Source organism: Nocardia alni (assembly GCF_019038435.1).
In the GTDB taxonomy this organism is placed as follows: domain Bacteria; phylum Actinomycetota; class Actinomycetes; order Mycobacteriales; family Mycobacteriaceae; genus Nocardia; species Nocardia alni.
Genome location: NZ_JAGPOX010000051.1, coordinates 22,681 through 47,808, shown reverse-complemented (window position 1 = coordinate 47,808; position 25,128 = coordinate 22,681). Strand labels below are relative to the sequence as shown.

The window sequence follows — 25,128 nt, the reverse complement described above, 5'->3', positions numbered from 1 at the left end:
ATTCGTTTCGACGCTACCGAACGGCAGGTCAGCGGCACCGCGTCGGCCGTAGCGCAGGCCTGACTACCTCGATTGCGCAGGAAGGCGTCGGTGCCTGACGATATGTGCTAGCACTTGGTATGCGTGCCGAAGGATGACGATGACGTCTGATTCGTGGGTAGAGGATCTGCCTGGCACCCCGGACTTGGCCGATGAATTTCCCGTGGACAGTGCCGACGCTAAGTTGCTCGGTGCCGGAGCCGTTCGCTGGGCGAACGGCGTCCAGCCATGTACGTACTCCGAAGATGACACGTGGTGGGTGAGGCCTTTTCCCATGCCACCGCCGCGCCGCGAGTGCGGGCGGTGTCTTGTGTGCTGCGCCGGCATACCGTGAATCCGGTCACCGACGCGGGGGGTGCTGGGGTCCGAGTCGGGTCACCATCGGCCGCGGTGCAGCACCTCGGTGAAGGGGCGGCGGTCGGGTTTGCGGATCGGTTGTAGTTTGCGGCCGGCGGGGTAGCCGACGCCCAAGAGGTAGCAGACGCGGTGGTCGTCGGGCACGCCCAGGATGTCACGGGCTTTGTCCTGGTCGCCTACTGCCGAGTGTCCGGTGCCGATTCCGAGGTCGGTCGCCGCGATGGTCATTGCCATCATCGCCTGGCCCAGGTCGAATTGGTCGATCATCGTCTCGCGCTCGTCGCCGCTTTCCGGAACCACGAGTGCGATGGCCGACGGCGCTGTGGCGATGTGCCCTGCGCCGGGCCACACCGTCGACAATTGTTCGAGTTGAGCGCGGTCGGTGACCACGACGAAGTCCCAGTGCTGGTTGTTAGCCGCCGATGGGGCTCGCCAGGCTGCTTCGACGATGCGCTCGAGATCGTCGTCCGATACCGGGTCGGGTCGATAGTGGCGGACATTGCGGCGTGCGCGTATCGCGTCCCAGGTTTGCATCCGAGTCTCCTTTGAGGATTCGAGGTTCAGTCGCTCGTGTTCGGTTTCTCTGCCGAATTACCAGCGGTGCACGATATTTCGGGCCGATCCAGTCATTCCGGTCCAGTCATTGGGCAGTGCCCTTGCCGCACGCTCATGTGCAGATCCTCGTCGGCTCATGCTATGCGACGCCGACGCTGAACCATCGGCGCAGCGCACGGTCGAGGTCGTTGGGATCGGGGGCCGGATGCGAGGAGGCCCACGCGACGTAGCCATCGGGACGGACCAGGACCGCGGTGAGGTCGGCAGGTGCGCTGGTTGTGGCGTGTACGACGTTGATCGCGCTCGTCGCGTTCGCCACCGTACCGGCAATCGCGCCCTCTTCGGTGAAGTCGAGCAAGAGGGGCCGGCCGTCGTGGGTCAGTTGCGCGATGCGCGAGACCCCGGTGGTGGTCGTGGTGATGGCCAGGTCCTGGACCCATTGTCCTACCGCCGGGTGGTCGCCCGGTTCGGTTGGGTATCGAATGTCGCCGAGCGAGACGAATTCGGCGAGGCGTTGTGCCGCCGGTGGCTGGGTGGCGAGATCGCCGACGACCTGGCACAGCGCGGTGACCTCCGGTCCGGGGCGCATCAGCGCGAATTGGGCCCGGCTGACGGTGATCGCGCACTCCGCGGCGATCCGGCGTTCGGTCTCATAGCTGTCCAGCAAGGCGGGAGCGGCGTCGCCTCGCACGACCGCGGCGAGTTTCCATCCCAGGTTGGCCGCGTCCTGTAGTCCGAGGTTGAGCCCGGGACCCCTCATCGGGGATTGCACGTGTGCCGCGTCACCGACCAGCAGCACACGGCCTTGGCGGTATCGGTCGGCGACCAGGCTGTTGATGCCCGCGTAGCGTCGTAGGTCCACGTCGTCATCGGTATTGACAGGCTGCACGGGCAAATCGACACCGAGAACTCGCCCGATACTCTCGCGCAACTCCGAGATGGTCAATGGGTCGCCGAAACCGGGGTGTTCGTGACCCGAGGTGTAGGTGTCATCCGGTGTCGGCGCGAGTTCCAGTGTGCCGACGATCGAGGCGTGGGGAGTGGTGATCACGAGAAACATCCCCGTCTCCGTACGAACGAACGGGACCCGCTGCAGTTGCGAGCCGGGGATCAGCGATTCCCCGGTCGCCTCCTGGTAGCCCTCCGATGGCGTGAGCCCACGCCCTATGCGGAATACGGCATCTCTGGAGGACATTCCGACATAGTCGATGCCCATTAGTTTGCGGGTGACGCCGCGACCGCCGTCGGCGCCCACCAGATATCCGGTCTCCAGCGTGTACCCCCCGTTCGGGCCACCGATCTCGACGGTGACGCCGTCATGTCCCGGGGTGAGCCCGACGAGGCGGTGACCCCACCGCACCTCGATCCCGCGCTCGTTTGCCCGCTCGGCGAGGGCGCTGTTGAGCACCGGTTGCTGCAGGGGCATCAAGTAGTTCTGTGTGGAGTGTGCCGCGCTCACGTCGAAGGCCAATGCCGCGAACGTCGCCATGGGCAGGGGCCGAGGTCCACCGGGCGATCCGCCAAGCTGTTCATAGAGCCCGCGGTGGTCCAGGAGCCGCACCGCCGGGCCGGCCACCCCTTCGGCGCGCGGTTCCGGGTTCGGCCCCGGCAGGGCATCCAGCACGATGATCCGCTGGACCCCCTGGAGGGAAAGCTCACAGGCCAACATCAATCCGGTCGGACCGCCACCGGCGATCACCACGTCCACTTCGCTCACCATCGCTGCTCCTTCGCTGGGATCATCGTCATCAAATTCCTGCCATGTCGCCGGGGCGGACGCTTCGCTGGACGCCACTGAGCTCGCCCTTGGCCTCGTCCTTCGATCATCTTGCGGCGCACCATCGTGTGTGGTTCGGGTGCGGTGTTCGATCGGGCGCCTTTCTTCTCGTGTCGTCGGATGGCACCGCTGCGCGGCGACCGGGAATGTGTTGTGCGACAGCGGCTGACCACTAGCTAGGTGACCGGTGGGGTGGTGGCGACCGCGCGCAGGAAGGTGTCGGTGTAGACGTCGCAGACGGTGCCGACATCCGGCTGATCGGCCGCGGCGGCCTCGGTGACGCTTCCGCGCATCAGCATGTGAAACCCGATGGGCGCCAGCAGTTGCTGAATCAGCAGCGGCACGGGGATGTCCCGGATTCGCCCCGCCTGAATTTGACCGGTCAGCCAATCGCCGACGACCGTCAAGACCCGCGGGGCGGTATAGCTCAACAATGGTTGGGCTGCAACACTGTTCGGCCGGGCGAGAGAATCGGCGAACATTGCCGGAGCGACGCGCGGGTGTCGGCTGAACGATTCGGCCATCAGAGTGTAAAGTCCGTGCACGGTCACCGCGAGGTCACCGCGGGTCTCCGCGAGGAATTCTTCGATGTCCAGCAACGGGCTGTGCCGGTCGTACACCGCGCGCAGCAAACCGTCACGGGAGCCGAAGGCCGTGTAGAGGCTGGGCACCGAACAGTCGGCGCGCGCGGCGATGGCATCCAATGTCGCTGCACCCAAACCATTTTCAGCGATCAGAACCGCCGCGGCATCCAGCGCCCGGGTCCGCACCGGCGCAGCGCCACCGGTGTCGACGCCGCGGGCGCGCACCGCCTCGTCCAAGGCGGCCCGTGAACCCCCGAGTCGACGCAGCAGGGTGCTGCGGGAGATGCCCGCGCGGGCGGCGATCGCGGCGACCGGCACATCGGCGACGTCTTTGCCGAGTTCGGCGGCGGCCCGCAACGCCGCCTGCACCAGCGAGTCGTCGACCACCGGTATTCCAGCGGGAGTCCCTGCGCGTGCAGTGGCCTCCGTGGTCATGGAACCAAGCCTCGACACTGTGACTGAGCCTTTCTGCATAGCTCCACTCCCGCCTGCGGTACTTCAGTTTAAGTCTAATAAAGTACTGTATCAAACGGCGTGCCGGTTCAAGTGCAGGCGGTCAGCGCCGAACTGTGCATCCGCCAACCCCGCGAACGATCCTTGTATGAAATGCATTCAGGGCGCTGGCCGACCATCAGAAATACGGCGACGATGCCCGTACGCGGATGCTGGCGGCTTCCACAACAGCTATCCCCGCACATAGCCCACCGCTCGAGACCCCTTCTTTCAGATCTTCCTCGGCACCGGAGTGAGTTCAAGCCGGTGCCGTGTCAAGAAGCCTTTGGTAGGTAATCGGAGGACACGATCGCACTCGATCTCGCGTCCGGCTCGGCCGAAGCCCATGCCGAGCGGTCCCGGCCTCCCTTCCATCCGATCCCTTCCGCAGCACACGTTTTCGAAGAGCCGGGTGCGAGATCAGGCGGCGACTATGACACCGGGGTCCGGCCCTCGGCCACGGCCTTCTCGACCACGGCGGAGATTTCGGTTGGTTCGGGCATGAAGCTACCTCTCGTAACAAATGAAATTGTTGATCCGCGTCACCGGAACATGCCCACGAACGTGGTGTACTGCGGGAGCCCGTCCCGGGCGACGTCCCGGGCGATGAGATCCGCACTGTCGAAACCGAATTCGTCGAGCACGGCGCGAGTGTCGGAACCGGGTGGACCGACCGGCCGAGTCGGGCGGGGCGGGGTGACGGACAGGCGCTGCGACGGGCCTGCCATGCGTGCCCGGCCGAAGCCGCGGTGTTCGCGCTCGATCGACAGGCCGCGGGCTCGTACGACCTCGTCGTCCATGAGATCCGGCTGATCGGTGAGCACATGGGCGCCGACGCCGGCCGCGTTGAGCAGGTCTACCCAGTCCTGCGCCGGGCGGGTACGGAAGTGCTCGGCCAGTTCGGTTTCCGTGTTTCCGGCGAGTTCCGCGATCGAGTCCAAGCCATCGGGCGCGCACAGGTAGAACCATCTGTCGGCGCCCTGATACAACCGGTCGAAAGGCCCCCAGCCCTTGGCCGTCTGGCCGCTGGGTTCGTCCCAGGTCCGCCCCGCGTGAGCCACCATGTAGGGGATTTGCAGGAAGGTGGCGCTGTGGCACAGGGACGACTGCACGTTCTGTCCGGCGCCGCCGCGGATGCGGTGGTAGAGGGCGAGCATCGTGGCGTAGGCGGCGAGGTTGCCGGAGCCGTAGTCGTTGTAGGGGTACGGGGCCATGACGGGTTCCTCGTCGCCGAGCCGCAGTTGCATTCCGGTCGGGCCCTGCCCGAGTTGTTCGCGGCCGCGCCAGCCGCCGCGGTAGCCCTCGTATCCGAACGCGCTGATGGAGGTGTAGATCAGCTCTGGATTGCGTTCGCGCAGTGTGGCTTCGCCGAGACCGATGCGGTCGGCGACGCCGCGGGTGAAGTTCTGGGTGAATACGTCGATGCCGTCGCTGAGCCGGTTGAACACGGCCATGCCGTCGGGCGTTTTGAGGTCGAGCATGATCGAACGTTTGCCGCTGTTGGTGTACAGGTGCATAGCGAGTTGCCGGTCGATGAAGCTGTGGATCTTGATCACATCGGCGCCGTATTCGGCGAGGATCCGGCTGATCGTGGGCCCGGCGAGGACCTGGGCCACGTCCAGTACCCGGATGCCGGCCAGTGGCGGTACCGGATCCACTGCGGCCGGCGCTGCGGCAGGAGCGGAGATCGGGGTGTCGAGCTCGGTGAGAATTTCCGTGCGGTCGGCGTCGAGCGGCCGCCGCGGGAAGCCCACCGTCGGTGGCGTTCCCGACATGCGGATCGGGAACCCGGCCTGGGCGGTATGCCCGTACTCGGGATCGTCCAACTCTATGACGGCGCCGGAGTCGCGGGCGTGCTCATCGATGGTGAGCCATTCCTCGCTGGTCTGGCACAGCGCGGCCGACGCGCCGCTCTCCTCGTTGATCGCGATTTCCCAGTCCCGGGCCGAGCGGGTGGCGAACAGTTCGCTGTAGCGCTGGAAGGCTCGCTGCTGCAATGCGGGATCGGTGAACATACGACCGGCGTCGGCCATGCCGTCCTCGATGTACTCCGGCGGTAGGAACGTCTCGGCGAACCACCGCAGGTGAGTGTCCTGGAACAGGCACAATTCCAGCCATCGACCGTCGCCGCACCGGTAGCGTGCGAGTTGCGGTGGCGCGCCGACCATCGGCGGAGCGGCCGCGCGCGGCCCGTCCGACTGCATCACGCTGGAGCCGATGAGCTCGAAGCACGCATCGAACAGCGGGACCTCGATGCGCTGTCCAGCGCCGGTCCGCTCGCGGGCGATGAGACCGGCCACTATCGAGTGCGCGGCGATGAACGCGGCATAGGACGAGGCCAGCGGTATCGCGCTGTAGATCGGCTCGCCGCTGCGGTCGCCGATCAGATTCGCGGGCGTGCAGCCGGGATAGAGGTACAGTCCGGCCGCGGCGCTGACCACGCCTTCCCAGGCGGGCAGGTCGTGGCGGGGGTCGTCGGCGCCGAAACCCGGCAGCGAGCAGTAGAGCAGCCGGGGGGTCGCGGCCAGGGCCGAGTGCGCACCGAGGCCCAGGCGGTCCATGACGCCAGGCCGGAAGTTCTCGACGACGATGTCGGCGCGCTCCACCAGCCGGCGCGCGATGTCCCGGTCACCGTCCTCGCGCAGGTCCAGCGCGATACTGCGCTTGCCGCGCTGCAACATCGCGTTCGCCGGGTGCCGCCACCGCGGCCCGGTCGGCGGATCCACCCGCACGACGTCGGCGCCGGCATCGGCCAGCAGGACCGACAGCAGTGGCCCGGCGAGATACTGGCCGAAGTCCACCACGCGCAGCCCGGCGAGGGCGCCTGTTCGCTGTTCTGTCATATCACTGTCCTTTCAGGAAAAGTCGGCACGGCCGGGAGCGTCCGGGCCCGGCGATTCACGGCTCCAGTGGAGAGCGTGTCGTCCAGGGCGTGGCCGAGTCGGTCGCGTTTGGGGGGTAGGTAACGGATCTTGCGCACGAGCCCGATGCCACTGCCCTCGTGCCTGCGCAGGTACACCACGACGCCGCAGCACGCGGCCGCGATCGCTTTCAACGCGGTTTCCAATCGGGCGCCACAGTCGGGGCGTCGGCACCATCGACGGGTTCAGGGACAACGAGAGGAAAGCGCTGACTGTCGTGCCGTGCGGGCGGCCGTCCGCGATTCGCGGTCACGACCGAGGCGGGCGTGCACACCGTCGCCATGGCCTCACAGAAAGCGGTTCGCAGGTCCACCGTAGCCTCCTCAAATTCTGTGAAATATTCGAACCCGACGGTGGAATTTCGATGGATCAGTGCAGCGTGGCGGCGAGAAAACGCAAGGTGCGGTCCGTGGCGTCCTCGGCAGCTGCCGCGACATACCGCGGTGGCATGCCGGGAACGGGCGACTCGATGACGTCGAAAGCGTGCCCGGCCTCCGGATACCGGATCAGTTCCGCGGTGACCGGGGCGTCGGGAAGCTGCGCCTGCCATTCGTCGAGTTCGCCCTCGGTCAACAGTGGATCTTGGTCGCCGTAGAGGCCGAGCCAGGGGGTCCGCAGCGATTTCATCCGATCGGTCAGGGCGGGGATTCGATCGTTGCCGTGGAAGCTCTTGCGCTGAATTCCGTTGCCGTAGAAGGTGATAGCGGCACCGAGTGGCCGTTCCGCTGCGGACAGGTAGGCCGCACGGCCGCCGTAGGAGAATCCGAGAATACCGGTCTTGCCGACGGCGATCCCCGCCGCCCCGAGGAAGCCGAGTGTGCTGTCCACATCGGCCAGGACGTCCTCGTCGCCGGGCAACCACGCGGCGAAGGCGGTGAGATCGCCGGCGAATCGCTGCATCGGGTTGACGTGCTCCACCCCATGACGGTGGAGCAGCATCGGCGCCACCGCCAGGTATCCGTGGTCGGCCAGGCGGGTCAGCCAGCTCGCGATCTGCGGTGAGTAGCCGGGGGCCTGGTGGAGCACGATCATCGCCACTGTCACGGGCCGATCCGGCCGGGCGACCTGCAAGGGCACCGCGTCGTGCTGGATGGATTCGATGCTCATTTCGGCGCCTGTGCGGCGAGAACCATTCCGGCCCACTGCATTTCCGGCGGCGGGTCGAGGAGCTCGTATCCGACTTGGGTCAGGTGGCCGCGGTCGACCAGTTGATGCTGGGTACCCGCGAGCGTGTCGCGCACGGTCCGCTGCAGCGAACCGGCGCGCAGCGCGGCGCCGCCGCCTCGGGTATAGGCCCAGACGGCGATCTTCCGAGCGGTCTCGTGGATATTGACGTTCGCGCCGAACAGCAGGCTGATCTGGCGGCGGGTCGGGCGCTCGCCGACTGCCAGGTTCGCGTCGATGCCGGCCAGGGTCTCGGTGATGAGTGCCCGAGCGGCGCGCGCGGCCAGTTCGTGCTCGGCGTATTCACTGCGAAACACGCGATCTTCCGCGAGGGCGGCGCCACCGGCACGGCTGGAGGGCCGCGCCGCGTGCACAGCGATTTCGCCGAGCAGGCGGCGGGTGATGCCGGAGGCGAAGCCGAGATGCATCAGCTGGATCAGCAGGAAGGCTCCGCCGCTGCTCGCCGGGCCGTGCACGACCGGCTCACCGAACATCGCGATGACACGCTCGGTAGGTACGAATTGGTCGGTGACGGTGAAGTCGACGCTGCCGGTGCCCCGTAAGCCGAGGGTGTCCCAGTTGCCGTGGTGCGTCACCGCGGACGCGGGCACGAGGAAACTCAGCGGTGGCCCCGGGACCGGCTTGTCGCCGTCGTAGACCATGCCGCCGCAGAACACCCAGTCCGCGTGCAGTCCGGCGCTGGAATAGGAGTAGGAACCGGAGAATCGGAAACCGCCCTCGACGGGCACGGCCCGGCCGGTGGGCGCCCCGGACGCCGCGAACACCGGCAGCCCGTTCGCCACCAGCGATTTCGCGACCGTCGGCTGCAGGTAAGCCAGCAGCGGGCCGGCGGCGGCGACGATGGTCGAAATCCAGCCGATGGAACCATCGATGCGACAGATCCGCTCCAAGACGGGGAAGACATCACTCGGAAACATGTCCATGCCGCCCAATTCGGCGCTGACCAGACCCCAGCCGATGCCGGTGCCACGCAACAGTTCCAGCGCCCTGTCCGTCAATTTGCCCGCCTGCTCGCAGGCTTCGGCCTCGGCCGCGAGCTCGTCGGCCACCTCCTCGACGGCGACGAGCAACCGCTCACGGTTGAGGGCCGACCGGTCCGCGCTGGACGATGTCGTGGAGCGGGGTTCTTGGGAAACCGTCATGAAAACCTCGATGGAATGTACTGCGAGTGCAGGTGGGCGGCGGAGACAGTGGGCCGCGACGACTTCTCGAGACTATGATATTTCAGTGACGCGGTCAATAGATTTCACAAGGGCTAGCTGGTGCAGCGTGCAGCCCGCGCAGCGCCGAAGGATCGACGGAGCGTCCGGGCTGTGACCGTGACTTCGACGGGAGCGGTTGGGGCCACCCTCGACCGCGCAGCCGGATCGCGGGCCGGTCGCGAAGTGCGCCGAGCCGGTGTGCGTGAGGTGTCAGGGACGTATCGGGGTGATCTCGCTGGCGGCGACCGAGGGCCAGCGGCTGAATATCCGTAGTGCGTGGCCATGTACCTCGGCAAGTGACTTCCGCACGGTAGCGGCGGCCGCGTCGCCGTCGCGTCGCTCGACCATCGATACCCATTCCCGGTCGACGCCGAGATCCGGTATCGGGCTGGTGGATTGCGCGGTGAGCGCCCAGATACGGGCCATATCGGTCTGCATACGGCCGACGATCGAAATGAGGTAGTCGTTCTGGGTGGCGTTCGCGAGGACACCGAAGGCCGTCTCCGCAGCCTGCACCGCGCGTGGCCGTGAGTCGTCGTCACGCGTGTGCCGCAGTTCCGCCAGTTCCTCGAACGTGTCGATGAGTTGCCGGTGCTGTTCGGCCGTCGCGTCCCGGACGCCGAGGCGGGCGATCTCCGGCCCGACGATCCGCCACAGCGTGAACAGATCATCGACGGACTTCAAGGTCAGCGGTGTGACCTGGTAGCCCTTGCGCGGCAACGTGCGTACGAGCCCCTCCTGGTCGAGCCGGGTCAGCGCGTCCCGGATCGGCGAGATCCCGAAGCCGGTGGTCTCGGCCAGTGCGCGTTCGGTGAGCCGCGCACCCGGTTCGAGCCGGCACGACACGATGTCGGACCGCAACCGTTGATAGGCCGCGTCACCGAGCGAGCGGGGCTCAGCTGAGGGAACTGACACGGAATGCTCACCTTTCCACACTGATGTCCCATCAGTGATATGCCACTGGAGCTAAAGCGTACAGTGCTTGGCCTCCGGGGCCGCTACGGTGTTACTGAGCCAACATCGCCGGTTGTCCGTTCCGGCAGGAAAGAGACGTTGTTCTCGCAGGTCAGCTTCTTGGCGCGGGCGTGGGAGACATCGATGTGCTTCCGTGCCATGGTGGCGATCAGATTTCCGTCGCGCTGCTCGAGAGCCCGATGCCAGATCGAGCGCGGCGCCCGGATCTCGGAGGCGGTCGCGTCGGCGAGCAGCAACGACCAGATGCGCGATATCTCCCCGACGAGGCGGCGGTAGGCCTGCAGCAGCCGATCGTTGGTGGTCGCGACGGCGAGCAGGCCGAACAGGACCTCCGCGTTCCTGGTGAACATCTCGGCGCGCCCGGCCGCGGGCTGGATCTGCAGGATGCGGTCGGTTTCGTGGATCAGCGGGCGGATCTGGTCCAGTTGCCGGCTCGAGGCGTCCCGGATGGCGAGCCGGGCGATCTCCGGACCGAGCAGACCCCAAGTGAAAAACAGGTCGTCGACCGATTTGGCGGTCAGCGGGGCGATCTGATAGCCGCGATGCGGAAGGCGCCGGACCAGCCCTTCGTCGGCGAGGATCGTCAGTGCGTCCCGAATGGGCGGCAGACCGATCCCGAGTTGCACCGCGGCACGCCGTTCGGTGAGCATCTGGCCAGGAACCAGCTCGCAGGTGCGGATCTGTTCTCGTAAGGTGCGGTACGCGATCGCGGACAACGACGATTCCGGCGCGGGCTGGTGCAATCGCGTCATGGTGCAGCCTCTCTGCTGACCGTCGGTCCGTGGCGGTGACCTCGACCCGGCACTGGGCGCTGACTGGCTGTGATAGTAGAGCAGGCCGGGTCATATGTCACTGAGTCGCACCGTGGTGCTCAGTCGGCTCCCGGTCCGGGTCGTCGAGTTGTCGCCCGGATCGGCCCGAGTCAGCCGAGCGCGGCCGTCGCTGCCGCCTCGATCTCTCGCTGCACGCCCGGGTCGGGGACGTAGAAGAACAGCGACCACCCGCCGGAAGGGCTGACCCAGACGCGGCGGGTGCCCACGCCGTCCCAGCCGTACGTGCCCGCGGGAAGGGATTCGCCCGCCGCGACCGGATCCTCGATCACCGCGACCGACAGGCCGAAGCCGATGCCGGGAGCGGGTTCCCGGGCGTTGAGGCCGGGGCACAGTGCGCCGATCCGGTTGGTGGTCATGGTCTCGACGGACTTCTCGGCGAGCAGGCGTCGCCCGTTGTGGACTCCGCCCGCGCGCAGCATTTCGGTGAAGACGAGGTAGTCCGCGCCGGTGCCCCAGAGTCCGGCGCAGGTGCTGAGGAACGTGCGGCCCTGCACGACCACGCTGTCCGACAGCGCCGGTGGCGACAGCGGCATCGCGCCGTCCTGACCGCCCCGGCCGAAACCGAGCGACGCCACCCCGAGCGGCTCGAACAGCCGGGTGCGCAGGAAGGCGTCGAGCTGCTGACCGCAGGCGAGTTCGATGATCCTGGACAGGACGTCGAAGGAGGCGGCGTTGCCGTAGGCCCAGCCGCGGCCGGGCTGGAAGTCACGGACCAGGCCACCCAGCGTGGGTACATATTCGGCGAGGGTCTGTCCCGGCGCTGGAACCACGTACTCGGGGTTCCAGACGAAGATGCTCTGCAGGCCGCCGGTGTGGGTGAGCAGGTCGAACAGGGTCAGTTCTCGTTCGGCGGGGACGATGTCGAATTCGGGGGCGGGGTCCGGCGGCGGGCCGAACGGGACGCCCATCGGGGACGGTGAGCCGGGCCTGAGGACCCGCACGCGGCCCGGGGTCCCGAATTCGGGGATGTAGGTGCTGACGGGGTCGTCCACCGATATTCGGCCTTCTTCGGCCAGCATCAGCAGCGCCGCAGTGCCGATGAGTTTCGAGAGCGATGCGAGCCACAGGATCGTGTCCGGTTGTAACTGGTAGCCGGTTGCGGTGTCGAGTACGCCGTGGGCGCTGTTGTGGACGAGTTCGCCGTGGGCGCGTGCGGCGATCACGGCGCCGGGGATCCGGCCGCCAGCGACCGCCCGATTCGCGAGCGCGGAGATTTCGCTCAGTTCCGGCACGGTGCTACCTCCTCTTCGAGGCTGGGAAGTGTTGTGTGTCAATGATTTTCGACTCGAACGTGGGCGCTTACCCGGCCCGCCTCGTCGAGCCAACCCTTGCTTTCGGCGTAGTCGACCATGCCTGCCAGCTGTGTCCGCCATATCTCGTCGCCGCCGCGACCGGCCAGTTCCGTGAGCCCGGCCGGGTCGAGCCACACGCGCGAAGGCGTGACGACAACAACCGAGAGGCTGGTGAAGTCGTCCTGGTCGCGCAGTTCCACAGTGGGCGGGACCTGGCCGGTATTTATCTGGAGGTACACCTGTCTCCTGTTCGCCACCGGGTTGCCGGTATTCAGCCGAGCGCGGCGTGGGTGCCGAACTCCCGAGAGTGATATGTCAGCGGAGGGGCGCCGGCAGCGTCCGCTGTCAGCACATCGCCCAGGACGACGACATGGTCGCCGCCGTCCACGAGCCGGGCGACCCCGCAGGCGAGAAAGCCTGCGGCGCCGGGGATTCGGGGCACTGTCTCCTCGAGGTCGAACCCGATCCCGGTGAACTTCGCGGTTCCGCCCTTGCGCGCGAAGTTCAGCGCCAGCTCCGACTGGGAACTGCCGAGCACGTTGAGCCCGAACCGGCCGGTCTCCCGGACGATGGCGAGCAGATCCGAACCGCGATCGAGGGAGACCAGCACCATGGGCGGATCCATCGACAGCGAGGCGAAGGCGCTCACCGTCGTCCCGTGCGGCAGCCCGTCGGCCATCGCCGTCACGACGGACACCGGTGTGCACACCGCGGCCATCACCTCGCGGAATCGGTGCGTGAGCGGAGTGCTTGCCGTTGTCACGAATCGCGCCTTTCGACGGTGGGGCATGTCAGGGGTTGATGACGGTGTCCTGCTCGGGCACCAGGAATTGCCAGCCGCGGGCGAGCCAGTCGCCGACGACCTCGGCGTAGGACTCCGGACGATCGCACTGGATGTCGTGGGCGGCGTCGTGTACGAGGATGTACGAGCAGTTGGGCAGGAGCTGTCGCCAGGTGCGGCCGTTGTGCGGCGGGATGACCCCGTCCCGGTCGCCGAAGATCACCAGGGTGCGGGTGCTCAGTTCGGGCAGCCGGTCGGCGAGTTCCTGGTCGTACTCGGGTCGTGAGGCCAGCAGGCGGTGGATCATCGGCCCGGTGTGGCGAGTGAAGTCGGGGTCGGGCATCTGAAACGGGGGCGTCCGTTCGGGGTGCGCCCGGAACAGCGGGAGGATCTCGCTGGGTGGGTTGCTGGGAGACGCGCCGCCCTCGCGGAATGCGGCGGGTGCCTCCAGGACCAGGGAGATGAGGGTTTCGGAGTGGGCCAGAGCCAGGTGGGTGGCCGCCACGCCGCCGAAGGAGATACCGATCAGGTGGTAGCGCTCGAGCCCGATGTTCGCGATGGCCTGTGCGATGGCCTCGGCGAGTTCGGGCATGGTCTGGTGGATGTCGTTGGCCTGGGGCCCGAATCCGGGGATTTCCAGCAGCACGATCCGGTACCGGGTGGCCAGCAGATCCATGGCCGGGGTGTGTTGGAGTCCACCGGCGCCGTGTAGGACGACGACGGGGTCTCCGGTACCGCTTTGCTGGTAACGGACGGTGAAGCCGTCGATCTCGACGGTGTGCTCGGTGAATCCGGCGCCGACGGTCTCCGGCGGGGCGGTGTGGGTCACGGTGTTCTCCGTTCGGATGGTGCGGGGTCAGGCGACGGTGTCGGTGCCGGAATGCAGTGCGGGAAGGATGGTTTCGCCGCTGAGCTTGATCGAGCGCAGCACGTTCTCATGGCTCATCGCGTTGATCAGCCCGGTGTAGACGAATTCCATCCGGCCGATGCCGAGCCGTTGCTCCGCGTACCGGATGCGGTCGAGCACGGTTTGCGGGCTGCCGACGATGGGTTGCGGAATCATCAAGGGCGCCTTGGACATATCCGGCACGACGCCCTTGGGCACCCCGGCCATGGCCGCACCGGCGAGCCCGATGACCGCCGTCAGCTCCGGGTTCCCGAAAACGCCGGTTCCTAGGGGCCAGTTGAGGGCGGTGGTGTCGTTGGCGGCTTGGTCGTCGGATTCGGCGACGTAGCAGAACTGGCGGTAGAGGATGTTGTCGGCGGTGGGTTCCCACCCGGCTTCGGCTGCCGCTTCGCGGTAGGCGGCCACGTTGGCCGTGGCCGCATCGATGGACATGAAGCTGATTCCGAGGTCGCATTTCATGCGTCCGGCGAAGCGGGCGGAGGATGTGCTGTTGCCCGACAGCGTGATTCGTGGATGCGGGCGTTGCAGCGGCGAGGGGAACAGGGAGATGTTGCGGAACCGGTAGTAGCGGCCTTCCCAGCCGAACGGCTCGGGTTCGGTGAAACACCGGAGGATCAGTTCCACCGCTTCCTCGAATTTCTGCCGCGACTCCCACGGATTGGTGCCGTAGGTGAGGTACTCGTTCGCTGTACCGCGCAGCAGCGCGAAGCGCAGCCGCCCGCCGAGCAGGTTGTCCAGGGTCGCGTATTGCTCGGCGATGTTGATCGGGTTGTGCAGCAGTAGATCCGTGCCCAGGATCGCGATCTGCGCCTGGGGGAGCCGTTCGCCCAGGGCCGCGGCGAAAAGGTGTGGCGCGGGGGTCATCTGCGCGGGGGAGTAGTGGTGTTCGGCGAGGTTGAGTGAATCGAATCCGGCCTCGTAGCCGGCTTGGAACTGTTCGAAACCCCGCTCGATCGAGAGCCTGCCTCTGTCGCTTTCGAACAGGCGCGCCGGGAGCGGCCAGCTCTGCGTGGCGGCTGCCGAGGCGTAGTAGTTGACGGGAGTAAAGATCTCGACCTTCATCGGCCGGCCTTTCTGGAACGACGACGGTGTCTTGCATCTCGCTCGCACGCGGGAGCGGGGATCAGTGGCTGGAGTGAGTTCAGGTCAAATGCCTGGCCGCAGATGCGGTATCGCACGGTCATAACTGATATTTCAGAAGATAGCTCTTGGTACATCCGGCGTCAACAGGCAAGGGTGACGTGCTTCGGGATGCCAGGCCGAGCGCTCAGCCCTCCACGGAGCCGGACTGGTCCACGGTGCGCACCGGCCGGACCTCACTGGACAGGACGGACGGCCAGCGGCTCAGAATCCGCAGGATGCGCTCGTGGGTCTGCTCGATGAACGCGTGCGCGAAGTCGGCGGCGGTGCCGCCGTCCCGGTTTCGCAGGATCTCGCCCCACCGGTCCTCTGCGGCAAAGCTCAGGGAATCTTCCAGGTCGTGTGCGTACACCAGCTGCCAGGTGCGTGACATGTGCCCGGAGATCTTGTGGTACAGCACGATCAAGAAGTCGTTGGTGGTGGCATCCGCGAGAACGTCGAAGGTCGCGTTGGCGATCTCGACCCGCCGCAGGGACTCCTCCGCGGTGGTGGGAGCCCGCCGGGTGGGGTCGGAGATCGACGCGAATAATGTCTTGATTCGCACCAGTTGCTCCGGCGTGGCCTGCTGCACCCCGAGGCGCGCGATCTCCGGGCCGACCATCCGCCACAGCGTGAACAGGTCGTCCACCGACTTCAGGCTCAGCGGAGCGACCCGGTACCCCCTGCGCACCGTGGAGATCACCAACCCGTCATGTGCCAACCGGGCCAGTGCCTCCCGGATCGGGGAGATGCCGAACCCGGTGTCGGCGGCCAGTCCCCGCTCGGTCAGACGCTGCCCCGGAGCCAACCGGCAGTCGATGATCTCCGCACGCAGGCGGTGGTAGACCGTCTCGCTCAGAGACATTCCCGCACTGGATCCGTCGGCCACCTGTCACCACCCCGGTCGTCTCGTCACTGCCGGTTACGGTACCGCGCCGCCGGTCGACGAGGGCGGGCCGGAGTCGGTCGCATCGTGAGCGGCTGAGGTCATTCAGCGATTCGTCGAACTGCCGCCACGGTGGCCGTGACCGTGGCGGCAGCCGCCTTCCAGCGAGGAATGACGGGACGGCTCAGCAGGGGAGATCTTCCGGCCGAAAAAAGCTGAATTATATTTTGGTGCAATATGATTCGTTCGGCGAATCGTTATTTTGCGGGTTCGACCTCGGCGGGGGTGGCCGGTGCGGCTTGTGTTCCGGCGGGCTTGGTGCCGCGCATCGGGACGTGGCGGATGAACAGGGCGGCGACGAGGCTGAGTGCGGCGATCGCGGCGCCCCAGATGAACAGGGTGGTGATGCCGCCGGTGACGGCTTGCTGGAACAGGTGCCGGGCGGCTTCGGGCATGGCGCGCAGTGCCTTCGGGGTGACCGATGAAATGGATCTGGTGGTGCCGGTCGAGGAGTGCGGGAGTGAGCTGGTCAGGTGGTGGGTGTAGAGCGCGCCGAGTACCGATACGCCCAGTGAGCTGCCCATGTTGCGCAGGAACGTGGACACTCCGGTGCCGGAGCCCATGTCGCGCGGGTCGAGGCTGTTCTGGGCGATCAGGGTGCTGGTCTGCATGATTCCGCCCATCCCGGCGCCGAGGACCACCATGTACAGGGCGGTCATCGTTTGTGAGGTGCCGACGTCGACGGTGGCGAACAACAGCATGCCGGCGACGAGCAGAACGGAGCCGAGGATCGGGAAGATCCGGTAGCGGCCGGTCTTGCCGATGATCCCGCCGACGGCGAGGCTCACCACCATGACCGCGATCATCATCGGCAGCAGCAGCAGTCCGCTGTTGGTCGCGGATGCGCCTTGAACGAACTGCTGGTACTGCGGCAGGTACCCGATGGCGCCGAACAGCGCGAAGCCGGAGATGAACGCGATGATGCCGGCGAGGGTGAAGTTGCGGCTGGTGAAGACCCGCAGCGGCATGATCGGTTCGGGTCGGCGGCGTTCGACCATGATGAACGCGACCAGGGTGACGAGTGTCAGCGCGGCGAGGCCGAGGATCTGTGGTGAGGTCCAGGCGTACTGGGTGCCGCCCCAGGTGGTGATGAGCACCAGTGCGGTGATCCATACGGCCAGCAGGCCGGTGCCGAGCCAGTCGATGCGTGCGCGGCCCGTGCCCCGGGGCAGTTTCGCGAGGGTGATCCAGCAGACCACCAGGGCGATCGCGCCGAGCGGCAGGTTCACGTAGAACGCCCACCGCCAGGTGAGGTGGTCGGTGATGAATCCGCCGATCAGCGGTCCGCCGATCATGGCGACCGGCATGACCGCCATCATGACGCCCTGGTATTTGCTGCGGTCGCGGGGCGGGATCATCTCGCCGATGATCGCCAGGGCGCCGACGACCAGTCCACCGGAGCCAAGTCCCTGGATCGCGCGGAAGCCGACGAGTTCGGTCATGTTCTGTGACATGCCGCAGAGTGCGGAACCGGCCAGGAACACCGCCACGGAAACGACGAAGGTGATCCGTCGCCCGTAGAGGTCGCCGAGTTTGCCCCAGATCGGTGTGGCGATGGTCATCGCCAGGATGTAGCAGGTGGTGACCCAGGACAGATGTTCGAGGCCGCCGAGCTGACCCACGATGGTCGGCAGCGCGGGCGCCACGATCATGTTGTCGAGCTGGGCGAGCAGCATGGCGATCACCAGACCGCTCATCGTGACGAGGATTTGGCGGTGGCTGAATCCCAGCCCTGCCGTCGCGGGCGCCGGTGCCGCAGGCGCTGCGGTGTGTTCCATCGGAGGACCTTCTTCAACTAACTAGTCGGATGGTTAGGTATCTTCACCATAGAGATTTGACTAACCGGACGTCAAGTTATCTAATGTTGGAGGAGGTAGAGCATGGCGCGGCAACACACGGCCGGTGTCGATCACCGGCGTACCGATACTCGCGAGCGGATCCTGGCGGTCGCGCTGCGAATGTTCTCGACCAGGGGCTACACCGCCACGTCCCTGCAGGAGCTCGCCGACGAACTCGGGGTGACCAAGGCGGCGCTGTACTTCCATTTCAAGAACAAGGAAGACATCCTCGCCGGCATCATGCTCGGCAACCTCGGCAGCCTGAACGCGATGATCGATGAGGCCGCGCAGTATGCCTCGACGCCGACCGGCCGCGAAGAATTCCTGCGCAGGGTCGCCGACCATCTTGCGGCTCAGGGGCCGCACCTGTTCAGGCTGATGCGCGAGAACTTCAGCGGGATCGGCAATCTCGGGTTGGAGGACGAGATCCGGCGAACTCAGCGTCGGCTGCTCGACACGCTCGCGGGCCCGAACCCCACACTGCTGGACAAGGCCCGCGCCCGCACGGCGTTCGCCGGGCTCCAGGCCACCGCGCTGACCGCCGAGTGGGAGGAGGCCGACGAAGACGAGTTGCGTGCGGCCGCGCTCACCGTGGCCTTGGAGGTCCTGCGCGGTGGGAGTGAGACGCGGAATCACCCCGCGTAGTCGACCGAAGTTCGTGTGCGGTAAAGCAGGCGTCTGTGGTCGTGGGGGTCGGCGCGGTCGTCTTCGGGACTTTCGGTAACTCCGCCGCTGTGGATCGCGCTCTCATTCGCCACTTGTTCGGCGTCAAGGGCACTCTGTTCGGGGCTAGCCTGTCCGACCGCACCTCGATTCGCAACGCCTCGTCGCGACCCTCGAGGGCGACCCGGCGGAGGTCGGCGAGGTTTCGACACTACGGCTGTCTTCCGACTGTCCGTCGTCGTGCAGATTGCCACACCAGTCGGGCATGCACACGTTTCGACCGCTGGTGCTGCGCCGGCGGATCGGATCCGCCGACGCAAGTTGCTCATTCAGTTCCGGGCCGAGCCGAACGATCCCAGCGCAGCGCGGGGAGAAAAATTCGGCATCGGCCCGAAGATGGTGCGGGATATGCGCTTCTACTTATTCGTGTTCAAGTCTGTTTCTGGGGATTTGGTTCGACGGCGACGGCGCGCAGGAACGTTTCGGCGAAGAGGTCGCAGGCTTGATCGAGGTCGGGCAGGTCGATGGGGATGGTGTCGTGGTGTTCGGCTGCGGCGGCCGAGACCTGTCGGAACATCAGGTGGAAGGACAGTGGTCCAGCGAATTGGTGGAGCAGCAGCGGTATGGGGAGATCACGGATCCGCCCGGCGTCGATTTCCTCGGTGAGCCAGCGGCCGATGCTACCGAAGAGGCGGGGTGCGTTGTGTCGCACGACGGATCGGATGGCCGGACTGCCGGGACGGGCCAGTGATTCGGCGATCAGGGCGGGAGTGACGCGGGGTTCTCGGCTGAACGCGTGGGCGAGTTGGCGGTAGACGTGTCGTACGGTCGTGGGGAAGTCGGCGTGCTCGGCCCGGTCGGCGGCGAGGACTACTTCGATGTCGAAGATCGGGCTGTACCGCTCGAACACCGCGGCCAGTAGTTCATCTCGGGTGCCGTAGATCGTGAAGAGGCTGTCGACGGAGCAGTTGGCGCGGGACGCGATCGCGTCCAGGGTGGCGAGTCCGATGCCGGTCTCACTGATCAACTCCGCGGCAGCGGCCAAGGCGCGCTCCTTGACCGGTCTGCCGCCGGGATCGATGCCTGCTGACCGCGCGGCCTCATCGAGTGCGCGCCGAGATCCGCCGAGGCGGCGAAGCAGCGTACTGCGGGAAATGCCGGCCTCGGCGGCGATCGCTACGACCGGCACGTCGGCGATCTGTCGGCCGGCCTGGTCGGCGGCCCGCACGGCGGCCTGCACCAGTTCGGCCGGGACCTCGACCTCGGGGCCGGGGCTTGTGGAAGAGCTCATGAAGCCATTCCACTCCCCATCGAATCAGGCGTCGACCGGTCGGTCGTTACCGAGCGACGCATGGAACTTCATTCAAGTTCACATGGCATAATGTATCATTCTTGTCGTCCTCGGCTGTTGTGTTCCGGCTTGTTCCTCTCCGACCTGGAAGGATGATCCGTATTGAGTTCCTCCTCTCATGCAGAACCGCGCCGATCGCCGACCTCGCCGCCACCCACCAAGTGGGTGGCGGTGGCGGGGCTCGGTGTCGTCGGCGCGGTTGTGGTTGCGGTATTGGTATTGGCGTTTCTGTGGCCGACGAAGACTTCGGAGACGAGGAATCTGCCGGTCGGCATCGCCGGCCCGGCGCAATCGGTGGCGACATTGGAGAAGGCGCTCGGGACGGCGTCTCCGAACGTCTTCGATTTCGTCGCCGCCACCGACCGTGCCGATGCGGTTGACCAGATCCGTAGCCGCGACACCTACGGCGCGATCGTGCTGGGCAACACCCCGACCTCGGTCGAGGTGTTGACCGCACCGGCCGGGAGTGCGGCGGCGACTCAGCTGTTGACCACGATCGCTACCCAGTTGCAGGCCCGGTTGACCCAGCAGGTGGCTGCCGCAGGTGGCGACAGCTCGACAGTCAAGGTCCCGGTCACCGCGGTCGTTCCGTTCGCCGAGAGCGACCCGAGCGGGGTTGGACTGGCCGCGACCTCCTTCCCGCTGATGATGGGCGGGATGATCGGCGGCATCCTGACTTCGCTGGCGGTCGTCGGAGTCACCCGCCGATTGGTCACACTGCTCGGCTTCGGTGTCGCGACCGGTCTGATCCTGACCTTGGTCCTGCAGACCTGGTTCGACTACCTGCAAGGAGACTTCTGGCTGAACGTGGCCGGAATGGGACTGTCCGTCGTGGCGACCTCGGCCTTCATCGTCGGCTGTGCATCCCTGGTGGGCCGTGCCGGGGTCGCCATCGGCGCGGTGTTCACGATGCTGATCGGCAACCCGATCTCAGCGTCAGCCACGCCGTGGCAGTTCCTGGCCCACCCCTGGGGGGCGATCGGCCAGTACCTCGTCCCGGGCGCGGGCAACAACCTGATCCGTACGCTCAGCTACTTCCCCGACGCCGACGCCACCCAGCAGTGGCTCACGCTGGTCGGCTGGGTCGCGCTCGGCGTGATCATGGCGCTGATCGGTCACTACCGCAGCCGACCCGAAACGCACGTCACCGACTCGATTTCCGAGACCGTCAACCCCGACGGCCGCTCCGCTGTCGCCGCGTCCTGACCCGGCGGTTCACATCGGCCGCTGATCAGCGGCCGAGAGACGAGCCTGTCCGTGCCCCGAGTATCCGGTGCCGGGCGAGCGTGCTCGAAAGAATCAACACGCATGAAATTCGAGGTAAGTCCAGTGACTGACACTGATCAAGTGTTCGTTCCCGCAACCACGTACGACCTGGCCAAGGCGGAGGGCCGCTTCGCCCGTTTCGATCCGGGGCAGCGCACCTTGCCGGCCGGCTGGCGATACAACGAGGATTACGGCCCGCTCGCTGTCGACATCACGTTCGACAAGGATGTCGCGGTCGAGTTACGCGACGGCACGACGATCTACGTCGATGTGTTCCGTCCGGCGGGCGCGACCGATATCCCGGTGATCGTGGCCTGGAGCCCGTACGGCAAGGATCGCGGCACGTCCCAAGCCATGACGCAGCTGCGTAAGCAACTCGGTATCGACACCCAGCAGCTGTCCGGCTTGATGAAATTCGAGGCTCCCGACCCCGGGTTCTGGTGTGCCCGCGGATATGCCGTATGCAATCCGGACGCTCGCGGTGCCACCAACTCCGAAGGGGACATCCAGTTCTTCGGGACGCAGGAAGGTCGCGACGCCGCTGATCTGGTGGAGTGGCTCGCCGCGCAGGCGTGGTGCAACGGCCGGGTGGGGATGAACGGCAACTCCTACCTCGCGGTCTCGCAGTGGTTCACCGCGGCCGAGCAGCCTGCGCACCTGGCCGCGATCGCACCGTGGGAAGGTTTCTCCGACATATATCGCGACATCCTGTGCCGCGGCGGCATTCCCGACACCACGGTCTCCGAGAATCTGAAGAGTCTCAACTTCATCGGCCGCAATCGGATGGAGGACGCCTCCGCCGAAATCGAGCGGTACCCGCTGATGAACGATCTGTGGCGGTCGAAGATCCCGGCCTTGGATCGGATCACCGTCCCGGCCTACGTCGTCGCGAGCTACTCCAACACCTTCCATACCGAAGGCACCTTTCGTGCCTGGGAGCACATCGCCTCCGAACACAAGTGGCTGCGCATCCACGACCGGATGGAATGGCCGGACCTGTACCGGCCCGAGAACCAACTCGATCTGAAGGCGTTTTTCGATCACTTCCTCAAGGGCATCGACAACGACTGGCCGGCCACCCCTCGCGTGCGTTACAGCCTGCTCGACCTCGTCGAGGACAACCTCACCGGCCTGCCCGCGACCTCGTTCCCGCCTCCCGGCGTCCGGGACACCTGGTATCACCTGGATGCCGATTCGCGGGCGGTAGCGCCCGCGCCGACGGAGGCACCCGGTGTGGTGAGGTACGACGGCACAGACGAGAACGGCCGTGCCGAGTTCACCCTCACCGTCACCGAGCAGACACAGCTGGCGGGTCACCCGGTGGCACGGCTCTGGGTCGAGGCCGAGAATGCCGACGATATGGACCTCTTCCTCCTGCTGCAGAAACTCGACGGCGACGGCCAACCGCTGACCTGCCTGAACGTGGACTCCACCAACCCCGCCCTGCAGGAGGTGACCCGTCACGGCGCGAGCATCCTGCGCTACCGCGGCGCGACGGGCCTGCAACGGGTATCGCTGCGACATCTCGATCAGAACTCCGATGGCGCCGTTCCCCGGCACACCTTCGACCGGGTGGAGAAGCTCACCGCAGGACAGATCGTGCCCGTCGAGATCGTCCTGCAACCCATTGGACTGATCCTGCGTCCCGGAGAATCTTTGCGACTGGTCGTCAGCGGCACCAATCTCGTCGGCGGGCCGCAACCCGGGATGGCCGCAACGGAACTCGACAACCATGGCACTCATGTCATCCACACGGGCGGACAATACGACTCTGCTCTGCGACTGCCCGTCCTCGCCGGCGGACGATAACGGAGTCCTGGGTCGGTAGACGGGTCCGACTCCGCTCGTCGTTCCTGTACTGACGAGGACCGCTCTGCCCACCTTCGAGGCCATTCGTCTTGCCCGTGATAATGAGTCGCGGGTAAGACGGAGCCCTCGAACGTGCTGGTCATGATCGCGGGCGCCGACTACCCGCAGTTCAGCCGCAACCTCGACACCGAGACGGTTCCCGAGCTCGGGACTCTCGCCGAGGCGGTGGCCGCCAACCACACAGTCCACCCCGGCCCCGCTCATCCTTCGCGCCTGATCCTGTGCGAGATTCCTATCGGTATTACTCCCGAAACGGAAAGAGTGGAAATCCAGGAGATTCACAGTAAATCGGCACGCATACAATTGTCGAATTTCCGGAGCGACATCGAATGACATGGCGAGGGGCTCGTTTCGGATACCGCAACGCGTAGGCATTCGTGATGCAGGGCCGCTCGGCGTCCTTATCGGGGCCCGCGGCCAGGGCTGGTGATCACCAGACGAGCCTTGGACATGGCCCGCAACCTGACCGGCCCAGCGATTGTTCCTACGACCCGAGACAGGCGTTTTCTATGTCCTGGAACCACACACTCGGTGCGGCCCGCGCGGTCAAGGGACGATGACCGCCTTGCCGCTGTGGGCGCCCCGGTCGGCCTCGGCATGGACGGCGGGGAGGTCGGTGAGGGGCCTGCGGTCGGTGACGTTGATCCGGAGGGTGCCGGATTTCACTCGGTCCAGCAGTTCGGTCAATTGGCCGGGATCGGCGTGGACCCCCATTCTCGCAACCCGCACGCCGCGGCCCGGTTCGGTGGCCGGTGGAGTCGTGGCGGATACGAATACCCCGTTGTCGCAGGTCAGGGCAGCCAGGGCATCAGTGTCTTCGGGGGAGGTCGGCGCGAGATTGACCACTACGTCGAACGGGCCCTTCGCCGCCTCGGTGACCGGTGTGGCCGTGTAGTCGATGACGTGGTCGGCGCCGTAGGCGCGGACGCGGTCGGCGCTGCGTGGGCTCGCGGTGGCGCTGACCTCGGCGCCGGCCGCGTGCGCGAGTTGTACCGCGTATCCGCCGACCGCCCCGCCGCCGCCGTTGATCAGGATGTGCTGGCCTGCCGCGAGTTCGCCGTGCTCGAACAAGGCCTGCCAGGCGGTGAGCCCGACGCCGGGGAGTGCCGCCGCGTCGACCGGATCCACGCCGTCGGGGAGTGCGGCGAGGATGTCGGCCTGGGCGAGCACGTACTCCGCGGCGGCGCCGTCCTCGTTCAGTGGGAGGAACGCGGCCACCGCGGTACCAGCGGCCCAGTCCGTCACGTCCGGCCCGACGGCGGCAACGGTCCCACTGACGTCCAGGCCCGGCACGTGCGGGAGTGCCAACGGGAGCATCTCGCTCAGGTGGCCCGCGCGTATCAGGGCGTCGGCCGGGTTGAACGAGGTCGCGGTGACCTTGATCAGCACCTGCCCGGCCCCGGGCTCGGGCGTGGGGATCTCGTCCAGGGACAGCGCCGTGCTGTCGCCGTACTCGTGAAAGCGCACTGCCTTCATGATCTCTCCGTTCTCTGGCGGACATGCGGCGCGTAGTCCACGACCCGCACATGTTTCGAATTGCAAACAGTTACCGACGCTAGCATGTTTCTCATTCGAAACAAGATGGAGTTGAGCCGATGGCACTCGACGCGAGGCGTATGCAGGCGTTCTTCGCCCTGAAGGACGCGGGCGACCTGCTGCAGATGCTCATGAACGATCAGCTGCAGCGCGACGGTGGGCTGAGCTACCTGCAATTCTCCCTGCTCGCGCGCTTGGCGCAGGCCCCGGACGGCCGGATGCGGATGACGGATCTGGCCGATACCGCCGTACACAGCCGCAGCGGTCTGAGCTATCAGGCCGGCAAGCTGGAAGCCGCCGGCCTGATACGCCGCGAACGCGGTGACGACGACGAGCGCTCGGTCACGGCGGTCATCACCGAGGACGGGCGTGAGCTGCTGGAGAAGGTGCTACCCGGACATATCGCCGTCGTCGAGCAGGGCATGTTCGAGGCGCTCGACGATCGCCAGGCCGACGCGCTGGCGGACGCCCTCGAAGCGGTCTGCGAGCGGCTGCGGGACTTGGTGCCGTCCGCCACGGAACGCAGGCGTAAGCGCGCCTGAGGTTCATCGGTCGTCTGCCCGTAGCCTCAGGTGCCATTCGCCCTCGACAGCGCGGCGTCACTTCGCGACCGAGCAGGTATTGCTGGGATTCGACGCCC

The 25,128-nt window shown here is 66.6% G+C and carries 22 protein-coding genes and 1 pseudogene; 5 read left to right on the top strand and 18 right to left on the bottom strand.

Annotation, left to right across the window (positions count from 1 at the left end; genetic code table 11):
* Positions 1-414: 414 nt before the first annotated feature.
* The 16 genes and pseudogenes from JZ791_RS20495 to JZ791_RS20420 form a co-directional block, all read right to left on the bottom strand.
* Positions 415-930 carry a nitroreductase family protein gene (locus JZ791_RS20495; protein WP_216896772.1) on the bottom strand — a complete coding sequence of 172 codons (516 nt, stop codon included), beginning with the start codon at positions 928-930 and terminating at the stop codon, positions 415-417.
* 160 nt (positions 931-1,090) lie between these two features.
* The gene (locus JZ791_RS20490) at positions 1,091-2,671 is read right to left on the bottom strand and encodes an FAD-dependent monooxygenase (RefSeq protein WP_216896771.1); all 1,581 of its coding nucleotides are present in this window, start codon (positions 2,669-2,671) and stop codon (positions 1,091-1,093) included.
* Positions 2,672-2,904: 233 nt separating this feature from the next.
* Positions 2,905-3,747: a TetR/AcrR family transcriptional regulator gene (locus JZ791_RS20485; RefSeq protein ID WP_216896770.1), complete on the bottom strand. Its 843-nt coding sequence runs from the start codon at positions 3,745-3,747 to the stop codon at positions 2,905-2,907.
* A gap of 599 nt (positions 3,748-4,346) precedes the next feature.
* Positions 4,347-6,647, bottom strand: coding sequence for a CaiB/BaiF CoA transferase family protein (locus JZ791_RS20480; RefSeq protein ID WP_216896769.1), 2,301 nt, complete (start codon positions 6,645-6,647; stop codon positions 4,347-4,349).
* Positions 6,644-6,883, bottom strand: a pseudogene (locus tag JZ791_RS47215) (hypothetical protein); the annotation flags it as partial. The gene JZ791_RS20480 and the pseudogene JZ791_RS47215, both read right to left, overlap by 4 nt.
* Before the next feature lie 211 nt (positions 6,884-7,094).
* Positions 7,095-7,832 (bottom strand): dienelactone hydrolase family protein, encoded by a 738-nt coding sequence (locus tag JZ791_RS20470; protein ID WP_216896767.1) that lies wholly within the window; start codon positions 7,830-7,832, stop codon positions 7,095-7,097.
* Positions 7,829-9,052, bottom strand: a complete 1,224-nt coding sequence (locus JZ791_RS20465) for an acyl-CoA dehydrogenase family protein (RefSeq protein ID WP_216896766.1) — start codon at positions 9,050-9,052, stop codon at positions 7,829-7,831. The genes JZ791_RS20470 and JZ791_RS20465 overlap by 4 nt, the downstream gene beginning before the upstream one ends.
* Before the next feature lie 270 nt (positions 9,053-9,322).
* Positions 9,323-10,027 (bottom strand): GntR family transcriptional regulator, encoded by a 705-nt coding sequence (locus JZ791_RS20460; RefSeq protein WP_216896765.1) that lies wholly within the window; start codon positions 10,025-10,027, stop codon positions 9,323-9,325.
* Positions 10,028-10,110: 83 nt separating this feature from the next.
* A complete protein-coding gene (locus JZ791_RS20455) occupies positions 10,111-10,839 on the bottom strand; it encodes a GntR family transcriptional regulator (RefSeq protein ID WP_216896764.1) in 729 nt (242 codons plus the stop codon).
* Positions 10,840-11,009: 170 nt separating this feature from the next.
* A complete protein-coding gene (locus tag JZ791_RS20450) occupies positions 11,010-12,152 on the bottom strand; it encodes a serine hydrolase domain-containing protein (RefSeq protein ID WP_216896763.1) in 1,143 nt (380 codons plus the stop codon).
* A 38-nt stretch (positions 12,153-12,190) separates the two neighbouring features.
* Entirely contained in the window at positions 12,191-12,412 is a 222-nt protein-coding gene (locus tag JZ791_RS20445; protein ID WP_308163006.1) for a hypothetical protein, read from the bottom strand.
* Positions 12,413-12,483: 71 nt separating this feature from the next.
* Positions 12,484-12,930, bottom strand: a complete 447-nt coding sequence (locus JZ791_RS20440) for a flavin reductase family protein (RefSeq protein ID WP_254206016.1) — start codon at positions 12,928-12,930, stop codon at positions 12,484-12,486.
* A 73-nt stretch (positions 12,931-13,003) separates the two neighbouring features.
* Positions 13,004-13,822 (bottom strand): alpha/beta fold hydrolase, encoded by an 819-nt coding sequence (locus JZ791_RS20435; RefSeq protein WP_216896760.1) that lies wholly within the window; start codon positions 13,820-13,822, stop codon positions 13,004-13,006.
* Between the two features lie 27 nt (positions 13,823-13,849).
* Positions 13,850-14,962: an LLM class flavin-dependent oxidoreductase gene (locus JZ791_RS20430; RefSeq protein ID WP_216896759.1), complete on the bottom strand. Its 1,113-nt coding sequence runs from the start codon at positions 14,960-14,962 to the stop codon at positions 13,850-13,852.
* Between the two features lie 205 nt (positions 14,963-15,167).
* The gene (locus JZ791_RS20425) at positions 15,168-15,884 is read right to left on the bottom strand and encodes a GntR family transcriptional regulator (RefSeq protein ID WP_216896758.1); all 717 of its coding nucleotides are present in this window, start codon (positions 15,882-15,884) and stop codon (positions 15,168-15,170) included.
* 278 nt (positions 15,885-16,162) lie between these two features.
* Complete coding sequence (locus JZ791_RS20420; RefSeq protein WP_254206009.1) at positions 16,163-17,743, bottom strand: MDR family MFS transporter; 1,581 nt, start codon at positions 17,741-17,743, stop codon at positions 16,163-16,165.
* Between the two features lie 102 nt (positions 17,744-17,845).
* On the opposite strand from JZ791_RS20420, the gene JZ791_RS20415 reads away from it, so the two are divergent.
* The gene (locus tag JZ791_RS20415; RefSeq protein ID WP_216896757.1) at positions 17,846-18,448 is read left to right on the top strand and encodes a TetR/AcrR family transcriptional regulator; all 603 of its coding nucleotides are present in this window, start codon (positions 17,846-17,848) and stop codon (positions 18,446-18,448) included.
* A 448-nt stretch (positions 18,449-18,896) separates the two neighbouring features.
* Here JZ791_RS20415 and JZ791_RS20410 read toward each other — a convergent pair whose 3' ends face one another.
* Positions 18,897-19,757: a TetR/AcrR family transcriptional regulator gene (locus JZ791_RS20410; RefSeq protein WP_216896756.1), complete on the bottom strand. Its 861-nt coding sequence runs from the start codon at positions 19,755-19,757 to the stop codon at positions 18,897-18,899.
* 162 nt (positions 19,758-19,919) lie between these two features.
* Here JZ791_RS20410 and JZ791_RS20405 point away from each other — a divergent pair, with 162 nt between their 5' ends.
* The 3 genes from JZ791_RS20405 to JZ791_RS20395 all read left to right on the top strand — a co-directional run bounded on the left by JZ791_RS20405 (position 19,920) and on the right by JZ791_RS20395 (position 23,285).
* Positions 19,920-21,023 (top strand): ABC transporter permease, encoded by a 1,104-nt coding sequence (locus tag JZ791_RS20405; protein WP_216896755.1) that lies wholly within the window; start codon positions 19,920-19,922, stop codon positions 21,021-21,023.
* 123 nt (positions 21,024-21,146) lie between these two features.
* The gene (locus JZ791_RS20400) at positions 21,147-22,892 is read left to right on the top strand and encodes a CocE/NonD family hydrolase (protein WP_216896754.1); all 1,746 of its coding nucleotides are present in this window, start codon (positions 21,147-21,149) and stop codon (positions 22,890-22,892) included.
* Positions 22,893-23,024: 132 nt separating this feature from the next.
* Positions 23,025-23,285 (top strand): hypothetical protein, encoded by a 261-nt coding sequence (locus tag JZ791_RS20395; protein ID WP_216896753.1) that lies wholly within the window; start codon positions 23,025-23,027, stop codon positions 23,283-23,285.
* Between the two features lie 213 nt (positions 23,286-23,498).
* Here the strand turns inward: JZ791_RS20395 and JZ791_RS20390 are convergent, their stop codons facing one another.
* Positions 23,499-24,428, bottom strand: a complete 930-nt coding sequence (locus JZ791_RS20390) for an NADP-dependent oxidoreductase (RefSeq protein ID WP_216896752.1) — start codon at positions 24,426-24,428, stop codon at positions 23,499-23,501.
* 119 nt (positions 24,429-24,547) lie between these two features.
* Between JZ791_RS20390 and JZ791_RS20385 the strand changes: the two genes are divergently transcribed.
* Positions 24,548-25,030: a MarR family winged helix-turn-helix transcriptional regulator gene (locus JZ791_RS20385; protein WP_216896751.1), complete on the top strand. Its 483-nt coding sequence runs from the start codon at positions 24,548-24,550 to the stop codon at positions 25,028-25,030.
* The last annotated feature ends 98 nt before the right edge of the window (positions 25,031-25,128 follow it).